This is a genomic window from Curtobacterium sp. UNCCL17, from assembly GCF_000686685.1.
In the GTDB taxonomy this organism is placed as follows: domain Bacteria; phylum Actinomycetota; class Actinomycetes; order Actinomycetales; family Microbacteriaceae; genus Curtobacterium; species Curtobacterium flaccumfaciens.
In genome coordinates this window covers 1-11,727 of the sequence record NZ_JMLI01000017.1, presented here as the reverse complement: position 1 = coordinate 11,727, position 11,727 = coordinate 1, and the positions used below count along the sequence as shown (strand labels likewise).

Here is an 11,727-nt window from a genome sequence, read left to right as displayed (position 1 = left end):
GCGTCTCGCGGGCCCGGGACCCGCACCGACGACGGACGGGAGGCCCGGTGCCAGCTGGCACCGGGCCTCCCGTCCGAAGGGGGTCGCGTCTCGGACGCGGCGCGTCTCAGTAGCGCGGCTTGCGCTCCGGACGGTCGTCGCGGTCGTCGCGGCGGCCACCGCCACGGCGGTCCGCACGGATCTCGATGAGCTTGCCGCTGATCCGGGTGTCGGTCAGGCGGTCGAGCACACCGGGGTCCATGTCGGCCGGCAGTTCGACGATCGAGAAGTCCGGACGGATCTGGATCGCACCGAAGTCGTCGCGACGCAGGCCACCCTCGTTGGCCAGGGCACCGACGATCTGGCGCGGCTCGACGCGGTGACGACGGCCGACCTCGATGCGGTACGGCGACATCGGCTGCGAACGGCGCGGGCCGCGGTCGCCGCGGTCACCACGGTCACCACGGTCGCGGTCGCCACCACGGTCGCCGCGGTCGTTGCGGCCGCCACGGTCGTCGCGGGCACCACGCTCGTCGCGCTCGCTGCGGCGGGCGTCGCGCTCCATCTGGCTGCGGAGGGCGTCGTCGGCTGCGGTGAGGAGCAGCGGCGAGTCGCCCTGCGCCACGACGGCCAGGGCGGCGGCGACGTCGTCCGAGGGGACGTCGTGGTGCTCGACGTAGTGCGCGATGACGTCGCGGAAGGCGGCGATCCGGCCCTGGTCCTCGAGCGCCGCGGTGATGGCGTCGTCGAAGCGGGTCAGGCGCGTCTCGTTGACGTCGTCGATGGTCGGCAGCTGCATCTGCGTGAGCGGCTGCTTGGTGTGGCGCTCGATCGCGGACAGCAGGCGACGCTCACGCGGGGTGACGAAGCTGATCGAGTCGCCCGAGCGGCCGGCGCGACCGGTCCGGCCGATGCGGTGCACGTAGGACTCGATGTCGACCGGGATGTCGAAGTTCACGACGTGCGTGATGCGGTCGACGTCGAGGCCACGGGCGGCGACGTCGGTGGCGACCAGGATGTCGAGCTTGCCCGACTTCAGCTGGTTGACCGTGCGCTCGCGCTGGGCCTGGGCGACGTCACCGCTGATCGCGGCGGCGGCGTACCCGCGGGCGCGGAGCTTCTCGGCCAGGGTCTCGGTCTCGCTCTTGGTGCGGACGAAGATGATCATGCCCTCGAAGTCCTCGACCTCGAGGATGCGGGTGAGCGCGTCGACCTTCTGCGGGTACGAGACCATCAGGTAGCGCTGCGTGATGTTCGCGGCGGTCTTCGTCTTGGTCTTGACGGTGATCTCGGCCGGGTCGGTCAGGTACTGCTGCGAGATGCGGCGGATCTGCGCGGGCATGGTCGCCGAGAAGAGCGCGACCTGCTTGTCGTCGGGGGTGTCGGCGAGGATCGTCTCGACGTCCTCGGCGAAGCCCATCTTGAGCATCTCGTCGGCCTCGTCGAGCACCAGGTACTTCAGCTCGGACAGGTCGAGCGTGCCCTTCGCCAGGTGGTCCATGATGCGACCGGGGGTGCCGACGATCACGTCGACGCCGCGGCGCAGGGCGGAGAGCTGCACGCCGTAGGCCTGGCCGCCGTAGACCGGCAGGACGTGGACGTTCTTCATGTGGGACGCGAACTGCTCGAACGCCTCGCACACCTGCAGGGCGAGCTCGCGCGTCGGGGACAGCACGAGCGCCTGCGGCTTCTTGCTGCCGGACTCCATGCGGGACAGGATCGGCAGCGCGAAGGCCGCGGTCTTGCCGGTACCGGTCTGCGCCAGACCGACGACGTCGCGCCCGGCGAGGAGCGTGGGGATGGTGGCTTCCTGGATGGCGGAAGGGGTCTCGTAACCGATGTCCTTGACGGCCTTGAGCACAGCGTCGCTCAGGCCGAGATCGGCGAACGTCACCACGGGCCCGTCGTCGAGGGTCTCAGTGGTGGGGGTGGTGTCCGTGCTCATACCACCAACGGTATCTCGAATGCGCGCTCCGCAGGGACGGGAGGCCCGTGGCGACGCCGCCACGGGCCTCCCGTCCGTCCCGTTGGTCGCGTCAGGAGCGCGCGGTGCCGATCCCCAGGACCGCGTCCGCCCGGTCGTTCAGTCGCGTCAGCATCTCGGCGAGCGAGCGCAGCTCGTCGGAGGCGAACTCCTCCGTCAGGTCGTCGAACACCTCGGCGCCGGCGGCGTCCAGCTCGTCGAGCAGTCGTCGGCCGGCGGGGGCGAGCGTGACGAGCGTGGCACGGCCGTCCGCGGGGTCCGGCGACCCGATCAGGTGCTCGGCCTCGATCAGCGAGGCGACCCGGCGGCTGATCACCGGGCGCGACAACCCCGTCGCGTCGGCGATCGCGGTCGCCCGGACCGGCCCGTGCCCGGCGACGGCTCGCAGGATCACGCGGGCCGTCGGGTCGAGGCCACCCCGGGACTCGATGAGCGAGGAGCGCAGGGTCTGCCGGACCCACAGCCGGTCGAGCTGGGATCGCAGGAGTCGCTCGGCGGCACGCCGGTCGTCGGTCACGGGCTCAGCGTAGCGGGCACATTTAGTTGCTTGCCGGAAGCAACAGATGTATCGTTGCGCGGTCTGCAAAGTTTCACAGCCAGAAAAAGGAGTTCGATGACCGCCACCGCACCCGTCCCGGTGCAGCACGGTCGGCACACCGCCGAGGCCCCCGCGGCCTCCGGAGGCGCCGGCCAGCAGCCGCTGATGACCCACCGTCAGATCCTCCTGGTGATCTACGGCCTGATGGCGGGCATGTTCCTGTCCTCGCTCGGCCAGACGGTGTTCGGCACGGCGATCCGCACGATCGGCGACGACCTGCACGGGCTCGACCAGCAGGCCTGGGTGACGACCGCGTACCTCATCACCTCGACGATCGCGACGCCGATCTACGGCAAGCTCTCCGACATCTTCGGCCGCCGTCCGCTGTACATCTTCGGCATCGTCGTCTTCATCCTCGGCGCCGTCCTGTCGTCGATGTCGACCTCGATGCTCATGCTCGCCGCCTTCCGCGCGGTGCAGGGCATCGGTGCCGGCGCGCTGATGTCGCTGCCGCTCGCGATCATGGGCGACATCCTCGCCCCGCGTGAGCGTGCCAAGTACCAGGGGTACTTCCTCGCCGTGTTCGGCATCTCGTCCGTCATCGGCCCGCTCATCGGCGGTCTGCTCGCCGGTTCCTCCGAGATCCTGTGGATCACGGGCTGGCGCTGGGTGCTCCTGATCAACGTGCCGATCGGTGTCGCGGCGCTCCTCATGGTCATCGTGTTCCTGCACCTGCCGAAGGTGCACGGCGCCGGCGACGCGAAGCCGAAGGTCGACTGGTGGGGCGCGACCGCCGTCATCGTCACCCTCGTGCCACTCCTGCTCGTCGCCGAACAGGGCCGCATCTGGGGCTGGGGCTCCCCCGCCGCCATCGCCTGCTACGTCGTCGGTGTCGTCGGCCTGATCGGCCTGCTGCTCATCGAGTCGAAGATGGGCGACGCGGCGATCATCCCGCTCAAGCTGTTCCGCTCGGGCACGTTCTCGATGGCGACCGTCATCGGGTTCCTGGTCGGCTTCGCGATGTTCGGCGCGATGCTCACCATCCCGCTCTACCTGCAGATCGTCGTCGGACTGACCCCGACCGAGTCCGGCTTCGCGACGCTGCCGCTCGTCGGTGGTCTGATGATCGCCTCGATCACCTCGGGGCAGATCGTCGCCCGCGTCGGCCGGTACCGGATCTTCCCGGTCATCGGCACCGCGCTCGTCTCCGCCGGCTACGTCGTCCTGACGTTCATGTCGATCGACAAGCCGCTCTGGTTCCTGATGATCGGCATGTTCCTCATCGGTCTCGGTCTCGGCTCGGTCATGCAGTCGCTGACCCTGGCGTCGCAGGGCTCCGTCGAGGCCCGTGACATGGGCGTCGCCACGTCGTCCGCCACGTTCTTCCGCCAGATCGGTGGCACGCTCGGCACCGCCGTGCTGCTGTCCATCCTGTTCTCGGTGATGCCGGCGAACATCCTGACCGCGACCGCGAACCAGAAGGACCTCGGTCCGGCGCTCGACGCCGCGCTCAACCCGACCGTCGCCAGCGCGAAGGCGAACCAGGGCGCCATGGAGAAGATCTGGACGCCCGTCGTCACCCCGCTGACGAAGACCGTGCAGTCCCAGCTCGACGCCGCCTCGGCGAAGGCGAAGCAGGCCGCCGACGCCGCGGTCACCGAGCAGGTCACCGCGGCCGTGCAGCAGCAGGTCACCGCCGGTGCCGTGCCCGCAGCAGCAGCGCAGACCGTGATCGACCAGCAGGTCGCCGCGGCCACGCCGGCCGCCGAACAGTCGGCACTCGAGCAGGTCGCCGAACAGGCGCACGCCAGCGTGCAGGACGGCACCGTGTCCGTCGACTGGGCGGACGCCGACCAGCGCTCCTACTGGGTCGACGAGCTCACCCCGGAGCTGGCGAAGAAGATCGACGACGGCAACACCACGAGCGACAGCGCCACCAGCACGAACGACACCTCGTTCCTGACCGGTGCGGACAGCCGCCTGACCCGGCCGTTCATGGCGGGCTTCAACGCCTCGTCCGTGACGATCTACTGGGTCGGTCTCGGCGTCATCCTGCTCGCGTTCGTGCTGACCTGGTTCTTCCGGGTGCCGCCGCTGCGGCAGCGGTCCGCCCTGCAGGAGCAGGCCGACATGTCCGCAGAAGCACAGCTCGAGGCCGAGGCGGGCGCCGCCGCAGCCGAGGCCGGCTCGTTCACCGGCCCGATGACCGGGTCCGTGCCGACCGGTTCGGGTTCCACCGGCTCGGGTTCGACCGGATCCACGCCGACGCACCGTCGGTGACCGACCGGGGCGTCCGTCCGTGCCCCCTTTCCGGGCGGGCGCCCCTCCCACACACACCAACCCAGCAGGAGTCCACGTGATCACCACCCCGGCAGCGGCTGCGGCAACGGAGCCGTGCACGCTGCGTGAACGGAAGAAGCAGCAGACTCGGCAGGCACTGCACGACGCAGCGCTCACGCTCGTGTCCGCGCACGGACTCGACGGCGTCACGGTCGAGCAGATCTGCGCCGACGCCGACGTCTCCCCCCGCACCTTCTTCAACTACTTCTCGTCGAAGGCGCACGCGGCGCTCGGGCTCGACTCCGTCGAGGTCCCGGAGCGCTCAGCGGCATGGTTCGCCGAGGCCGACGGCGCCCTGGTCGACGACCTGTGCGCCCTGGTCGCGGCCACCGTCCCGCTCTCGCAGGACCGCCGCCGGATGAAGGAGCTGCTCGTGCTGCGGCCAGAGATGTCCTCGATGGTGATGCAGTGGATGGCCGAATCGCGCCAGTCCCTGCTCAGCGTCGTCGGCACCCGCACGGACGCGCAGACCGCCCGAACCGCGGTGACCCTGGTGATGTCGGCGCTCAGCGAGGTGGCGCACCGCGAGACCGTGCGGAGCAACGACGAGCTCGCGGATCGGCTCCGCGCCGTCGTGCGGGAGATGGCGGCGCTCGTCTCCTGAGCCGCCGGCCGTCGGCTCGCCGTGTCGAATCGGGCGTACCGGGCAGGAACTTCCTGCCCGGTACGCCCGATTCCGCTTTCCAGCGCACGTGCTCTGGGAAGGAACCGCGCGTCGTCGACCTGGCCGGAAGACGGACGGGAGGCCCGTGGCGGTGTCGCCACGGGCCTCCCGTCCGTCAGGTGGCCGGGTGGCGAACACGCCGTCGTGTCTGCCCGACGCCGCGAAGTCGTCGAGACGCCCCCGTTTCCGGAGGCGTCTCGACGTGACGACGGCGTCTCGTGCCGCAGCAACGGGTCAGACGACGGACCAGCCACCGTCGCTCGGCAGCACCGCACCGTTGACGTTCGCCGAGTCGTCGCTCAGCAGCCAGGTGATGGCGGCGGCGAGCTGCTCGGGCTGGGCGACCGGCGGGATGGTGGTCTGCATGATCGGACCGACCCGGCGGGCCGCGTACTCGCTGCGCATCGGCGCCTCGATGTTCGTGGCGACCGCACCCGGTGCCACCGCGTTCGCCCGGATGCCCTGCGGCCCGTGGAAGAACGCGACGCTCTTGGTGTACCCGGCGATGGCGTGCTTCGACGAGGTGTAGGCAGCCCCGGCGGCCGAGGCCTTCAACGCGGCCTCGGACGCGACGTTCACGACCGACCCCTTGCCGGCGGCGATCATCAGCGGCAGCACGGCGCGGGTCAGGCGCATCGGGCCCGTGACGTTGACGCTGAAGACACGCTCCCAGGTGGCGTCGTCGACCTCGTCCGGCGGCAGGAACGCGTCCATGATGCCGGCGACGTTGGCGAGCCCGTCCACTCGGTCGCCAGCGGCGGCGATGAGTGCGTCGATGGTCTCGCTCGCGGCGACGTCACCGACGACGGTCTCCACGGCGAAGCCCTCGAGCTCCGTGCGGAGTGCGTCGAGCCGCTCGGCCACGACGTCGGTCGCGATGACGCGGCCACCCTCGTTCGCGATGCGCGTCGCCGTGGCGCGTCCGATACCGGAACCCGCTCCGGTGACGATGATGGTCCTGCCGGTGAACCGTCCGGCGGTGGTGTCGGTCATGTGGTCTCCTCGATGCGGGGCGCTCGCTGCGCCACACCCGGTTATAGCACTCAGTGCCGAAAGGTCTCCATGAGCTCGACGAACGACCGTCCGACGGGGCGCCCGCGCACCATCGACCCCGACGCCGTGTCCCTCGTCGCACTCCGGCTGTTCGACGACCAGGGCTTCGACGCGGTGTCGATGGACGACGTCGCCGCGGCGGCCGGGGTCAGTCGCCGGTCGCTCTTCCGACTGTTCCCGAACAAGGCGGCGCTGGTGTGGGGCGGTCTCGACGAGTTCGCCGCACGCTTCCGCGAAGCCCTGCGGTCACGACCGGCCGACGAGCCCTCGGCGGTGGCGCTCCGGGCGGCCTACCGGATCGGTGCGACGTTCCCGGACGACGCGGTCGAGGTCACCCGACACCGACTCCGGGTCATCCGCGCGAACCCGTCGCTCGAGCACGTCGGCGCCGCCACGGTCACGGCCCTGACCGACGAGATCCTGCGGTACGTGGCCGAGCGGGACGGGGTCACCGCCGACGACCTCGCCGTCGCCGTGCGCGCCCACACGCTGGCCGCCGCCGCGAGCGCCGCACTCACCTGGTGGGCACTGCACGGCGACGGACGACCGGAGGACGTCCTGGAGCGCGCACTCGCCCTGCTCGACTGACGAACCCCGGGGTTCCCCCACGCCGCACGCCGGAGTACCTTGCCGGGCATGCACACGACCGGACCCGCCCCGTACTTCCAGTTCGCCGGCACCGCCAGGCAGGCCCTCGAGCACTGGCAGCGGGTGTTCGGTGGCGACGTGCAGATCGCGACCTACGCGGACTTCTCCCGCACGGACGGTCCGGCCGACGCCGTCGCGCACGGCCAGCTCACCGGCGAGCTGCAGCTGTTCGCCGCGGACACGAGCGAGGGCGACACCCCGTTCTCGGCGACCGGGCTGCTCTTCTCACTGCTCGGTGCCGCGGAACCGGACGTCCTGCGCCGGTGGTTCGACCAGCTCGCCGAGGGCGGCACGGTCGTCGATCCGCTGCAGCAGCGCCCGTGGGGCGACTGGGACGGCACCGTCCGTGACGCGTACGGGGTCACCTGGCTGATCGGGTTCGAGGACTCCGCGCGCTGAGTCCCGCGCGCTGAGTCCCGCGCGCTGCAGCGCCTACTGCGGGTCGGACGGCAGCAGCGGTGCCCAGAAGGCGTCAGGACCGTCGGCCTGCACGGCGTCGCGCTCGAACCGGAACCCGTAGTCGCGGACGAAGTCGAGGGCCGCGGCCTGCTCGTCCTCGGCGTCGTCGTGGTCCGCGTCGAACAGGTACACCCCGTGCCCCATCGCGACACCGGCGTCGCTGATGACGGAGAGGTCCCAGCGCCCTTGCTCGGAACGCTCGATGCGGACGACGGCGGCCTGGGATGCGGTGAAGTCAGCCATGCCGCGAGCCTACGGACGCCCTCTGTCTGGCGTTCAGGATGCTCCGCGGCCACTACGCTGTGCACGGTCACAGGTCAGACGAGTGGAGAACGAATTGTCAGTCGGATTGCTCGCCGTGGTGGACGACATCCTCTCCGCAGCCCTCAAGGCCAGCGCGAAGACCGCCGGGGTCGTGATCGACGACGCCGCCGTCACGCCCCAGTACGTGCAGGGCCTCGAGCCCGCTCGTGAACTCCCGGTCGTCGGGCGCATCGCCCTCGGCAGCCTGTTCAACAAGTTCATCATCATCATCCCGCTGGCGTTGCTGCTCACGGCCTTCGCACCCGGGGTGCTGCCGTGGCTGCTGCTGCTCGGCGGCACGTACCTGTGCTTCGAGGGCGCCGAGAAGGTCACCGAGTGGTTCGGTGTCCACCACGAGGGCGGGTCCGACGAGGCCGTCACCGAACCGAAGCTCGTCTTCGGCGCCATCCGCACCGACCTCATCCTGAGCACCGAGATCATGCTCATCGCACTGGCGGGCCTCGACCCCGACCTGGGGCTCTGGCCGACGCTCGGCGCCCTGATCGTGATCGGTCTGGTCATGACGGCCGTCGTCTACGGCGCCGTGGCACTGCTCGTGAAGGTCGACGACATCGGCCTGCAGATGATGAAGAACTCCGTCCGCCGCACCCGCCGGATCGGTGCCCGCATCGTGCGTGCGATGCCGATGGTCTTCCGGGTCATCAGCGTCATCGGCACGGTCGCGATGCTGTGGGTCGGTGGACACCTGGTCATCGCGAACCTCGCCGAGACCTTCTGGCACGGGCCGTACGACCTGCTGCACGTGATCGAGCACGCGCTCGAGGCCGCAGGCCCCGTCGTCGTCTGGATCGCCGACACGGCCGTGTCGGCGGTGGTCGGCCTCGCGCTGGGCATGGTCGTCGTCGGCATCGTGCTGGGCATCGGCCGCCTGCGCGGCAAGCAGCACTGACGCGGCTGCGGCGAGGCTCGGCACCCGCGCGTACCGTGACCGCATGGCAACGGTGCGACAGGTCCAGGTGACGTTCGACTGCGCCGAGCCGGAGCGGGTCGCCCGGTTCTGGTGCGAGGTCCTCGGGTACGTGGTCCCACCGCCCCCACCGGGGTTCGCCGACTGGGACGCGTTCGACCGGTCGCTGCCACCGGAGCACCAGGGCTCGGCCTTCGCGTGCGTCGACCCGACCGGTGCCGGTCCCCGCCTGTTCTTCCAGCGCGTCCCCGAGGGCAAGACGGTGAAGAACCGCGTGCACCTGGACGTCCGGGTCGGCACGGGGATGACCGGCGCGGAACGACTCGCGGCCCTCGACGCCGAGAGCGCCCGACTGGTCGGGCTCGGCGCCACCCAGGTCCGTCGGATGACGGCAGACCAGGTGAACGAGTCGTGCATCGTCATGCAGGACGTCGAGGGCAACGAGTTCTGCCTGGACTGACCGGCGTATCGTCGATGCACCCGAACCGCACCGCCGCGCCCCGGAAGGACCCCCACCCCGCATGACCGTCACCGCCGCATCCGCCACCGCAGCCGACGCCACCGCCCTCGAACACCTGCTGGGGTCCGACCAGGTGCTCCGCGACCCGGAGTCGCTCGAGCGCTACCGCCACGACGACGCCGAGTGGGCCGACTCCACGGCACCGCTCGCCGTGGTCCTGGCACGCAGCACCGACGACGTCGTCACCGCCGTCCGCTGGGCCGCCGCCGCCGGTCTCCGGGTCGTCCCCCGCGGTGCCGGCACCGGCCTGTCCGGCGGCGCCAACGCGATGGCCGACTCGATCGTCGTGTCGCTCGAGCGGATGAACCGGGTGCTCGAGGTGAACACCGACGAGCGCTACGCGGTCACCGAACCCGGCGTCATCAACGACGCACTCCGCGCCGCGGTCGCCGAGCACGGCCTCTGGTACCCGCCGGACCCCGCGAGCTCGGCGATCTCGACGATCGGCGGCAACGTCGCGACGAACGCCGGCGGCATCTGCTGCGTCAAGTACGGGGTCACCCGCGACTACGTGCTCGGCATGACCGTCGTGCTGGCCGACGGGTCGGTCGTGGAGCTCGGCCGCCGGACGGCGAAGGGCGTCGCCGGGTACGACCTCACCGGGCTGCTGGTCGGTTCCGAGGGCACGCTCGGCATCGTCGTGTCGGTCACCGTGAAGCTGCTCCCCCTGGCCGGCCGTGACGAACGGGCGGTGATCGGGTACTTCCCCTCGCTGACCGCAGCGGGCGACGCCGTGGCCGCGATCTCGCGTGCGGGGATCGTCCCCGCGGCACTCGAGATCGTCGACCGCACCTGCCTGCGGGCCGTCGACGACTGGATGCACCTCGGGCTGCCTGCGGTCGTCGACACCCTGTTGCTCGCCCGGGTCGACGAGCGCGGTGCGGCCGGTGACGAGATCGCCGACCACGTCGCGGACGTGTTCGCCGAGGCCGGTGGGACGGACGTCGAGCGGGCCACCGACCCCGGGGACATCGACCGGCTGTTCCAGGCCCGCCGACTCGCCTACCCGGCACTCGAACGGCTCGGCCCGGTGCTGACCGAGGACGTCTGCGTGCCGCGGAGCGCGGTGCCCGAGATGCTCCGGCGGATCCAGGTGACCGCGGACGCGCAGGACGTCACGATCGCCAACATCGCGCACGCCGGCGACGGCAACCTGCACCCGCTGATCATCGCGCCCGAGGGCGACGACGCCGCGAAGGCCCGCGCGAAGACCGCGTTCGACCAGATCGTGGCGGACTGCCTGGCGCTCGGTGGGACCGTGACCGGTGAGCACGGCGTCGGGCTGCTGAAGCTGCCGGGCCTGCGGGTCGAGCTCGGCGACCGCGTGCTCGCGATGCACCGCTCCGTCAAGGACGCGCTCGACCCGGCGGGGACCCTGAACCCGGGCAAGGCGTTCTGACCCGGCCAGACGACGGACGGGAGGCCCGGTGCCAGCTGGCACCGGGCCTCCCGTCCGTCAGGTGGTCGCGTTCAGCGACCGGTGTGCGTCACGCAGGAGCGCATCCGCACGCACGCGTGCTCAGTGGCGACGGAAGTACCCGTTCGCGCCACCGACGTACATCAGGATCGTCGCGATGAGCACCGCGACGCCACCGATCCAGCCGAAGGCGTTGCCACCCGAGGCCGCGCCGACACCGACACCGATGAGCTGCAGGACCGCGAGGACCGTCAGCACGATGCGGGCCCAGTTGCGGCCGTCGCGCATCTTGAAGACGATGATGAGCTCGATCACGGCCAGGATGAACGCGAAGATCGCGCCGCCGACGAGCGGGGCGGTGCCGACGTCCTGTGCGGCGGAGGAGCTGCCACCCGAGACCAGACCGATGATGCCCTGCAGGATGTTCGCCAGGACCACCACCAGCCAGATGACGAACGACACGGTGACGGAGGTGGGACGACTGGACGTCGATGCCATGGGGAATGCCTTTCTCGATGGACCACGTTCAGCGGCCTCTCAGAGAACGTACTTGCGGGCGTGACCGCTGTCCGGATGAGCCCGAAGGTCACAGAGCGGTAACGACGGCAGATCCGTCCAAACCCTTCGCCGCAGGGTGCCGAATCACCTGCAACGACCGGGAAACACCCGGAGCGCTCACCAGCCGCACATCGCTGGTTCTCCACCCCACCAAGGGTGTGTTCGGCGCGCACACAGCAGCCGCGCCGAGCGCGACAACAGCAAAGGACTGATCACGATGCGTAAGAGCCTCAAGACCTCCATCACCCTCGCCACGACCGGCGCCCTCGTCCTCGGCGGTGCCGCGTTCGGGATCTCCTCCGCCCAGGCCGCGACCCCGAACGTGCACACGGTGTC

12 protein-coding genes are annotated in these 11,727 nt (G+C 70.7%); 7 read left to right on the top strand and 5 right to left on the bottom strand.

Annotation, left to right across the window (positions count from 1 at the left end; all coding sequences use genetic code 11):
• Nucleotides 1-106: 106 nt before the first annotated feature.
• Nucleotides 107-1,924, bottom strand: coding sequence for a DEAD/DEAH box helicase (locus BR70_RS0100255; RefSeq protein WP_027464434.1), 1,818 nt, complete (start codon nucleotides 1,922-1,924; stop codon nucleotides 107-109).
• A gap of 91 nt (nucleotides 1,925-2,015) precedes the next feature.
• Nucleotides 2,016-2,480: a MarR family winged helix-turn-helix transcriptional regulator gene (locus BR70_RS23500; protein ID WP_027464433.1), complete on the bottom strand. Its 465-nt coding sequence runs from the start codon at nucleotides 2,478-2,480 to the stop codon at nucleotides 2,016-2,018.
• Between the two features lie 96 nt (nucleotides 2,481-2,576).
• Here BR70_RS23500 and BR70_RS18770 point away from each other — a divergent pair, with 96 nt between their 5' ends.
• Nucleotides 2,577-4,781, top strand: a complete 2,205-nt coding sequence (locus BR70_RS18770) for an MDR family MFS transporter (protein WP_051596481.1) — start codon at nucleotides 2,577-2,579, stop codon at nucleotides 4,779-4,781.
• 76 nt (nucleotides 4,782-4,857) lie between these two features.
• Nucleotides 4,858-5,445, top strand: coding sequence for a TetR/AcrR family transcriptional regulator (locus tag BR70_RS21935; protein ID WP_051596480.1), 588 nt, complete (start codon nucleotides 4,858-4,860; stop codon nucleotides 5,443-5,445).
• A gap of 294 nt (nucleotides 5,446-5,739) precedes the next feature.
• Here the strand turns inward: BR70_RS21935 and BR70_RS0100235 are convergent, their stop codons facing one another.
• Entirely contained in the window at nucleotides 5,740-6,498 is a 759-nt protein-coding gene (locus tag BR70_RS0100235) for an SDR family NAD(P)-dependent oxidoreductase (protein WP_027464432.1), read from the bottom strand.
• A gap of 69 nt (nucleotides 6,499-6,567) precedes the next feature.
• Here BR70_RS0100235 and BR70_RS0100230 point away from each other — a divergent pair, with 69 nt between their 5' ends.
• Complete coding sequence (locus tag BR70_RS0100230) at nucleotides 6,568-7,146, top strand: TetR family transcriptional regulator (RefSeq protein WP_027464431.1); 579 nt, start codon at nucleotides 6,568-6,570, stop codon at nucleotides 7,144-7,146.
• A 48-nt stretch (nucleotides 7,147-7,194) separates the two neighbouring features.
• Nucleotides 7,195-7,605 carry a VOC family protein gene (locus BR70_RS0100225; RefSeq protein ID WP_027464430.1) on the top strand — a complete coding sequence of 137 codons (411 nt, stop codon included), beginning with the start codon at nucleotides 7,195-7,197 and terminating at the stop codon, nucleotides 7,603-7,605.
• Nucleotides 7,606-7,638: 33 nt separating this feature from the next.
• Here BR70_RS0100225 and BR70_RS0100220 read toward each other — a convergent pair whose 3' ends face one another.
• Nucleotides 7,639-7,908: a hypothetical protein gene (locus BR70_RS0100220; RefSeq protein WP_027464429.1), complete on the bottom strand. Its 270-nt coding sequence runs from the start codon at nucleotides 7,906-7,908 to the stop codon at nucleotides 7,639-7,641.
• A 94-nt stretch (nucleotides 7,909-8,002) separates the two neighbouring features.
• On the opposite strand from BR70_RS0100220, the gene BR70_RS18760 reads away from it, so the two are divergent.
• From BR70_RS18760 to BR70_RS0100205, 3 genes are all read left to right on the top strand, one after another.
• Nucleotides 8,003-8,878 carry a DUF808 domain-containing protein gene (locus BR70_RS18760; RefSeq protein WP_035807701.1) on the top strand — a complete coding sequence of 292 codons (876 nt, stop codon included), beginning with the start codon at nucleotides 8,003-8,005 and terminating at the stop codon, nucleotides 8,876-8,878.
• Nucleotides 8,879-8,921: 43 nt separating this feature from the next.
• Entirely contained in the window at nucleotides 8,922-9,356 is a 435-nt protein-coding gene (locus BR70_RS0100210) for a VOC family protein (protein ID WP_027464428.1), read from the top strand.
• 61 nt (nucleotides 9,357-9,417) lie between these two features.
• Nucleotides 9,418-10,815: an FAD-binding oxidoreductase gene (locus BR70_RS0100205; RefSeq protein WP_051596479.1), complete on the top strand. Its 1,398-nt coding sequence runs from the start codon at nucleotides 9,418-9,420 to the stop codon at nucleotides 10,813-10,815.
• 120 nt (nucleotides 10,816-10,935) lie between these two features.
• Here the strand turns inward: BR70_RS0100205 and BR70_RS21930 are convergent, their stop codons facing one another.
• Nucleotides 10,936-11,331, bottom strand: coding sequence for a hypothetical protein (locus tag BR70_RS21930; protein ID WP_051596478.1), 396 nt, complete (start codon nucleotides 11,329-11,331; stop codon nucleotides 10,936-10,938).
• Between the last annotated feature and the right edge of the window lie 396 nt (nucleotides 11,332-11,727).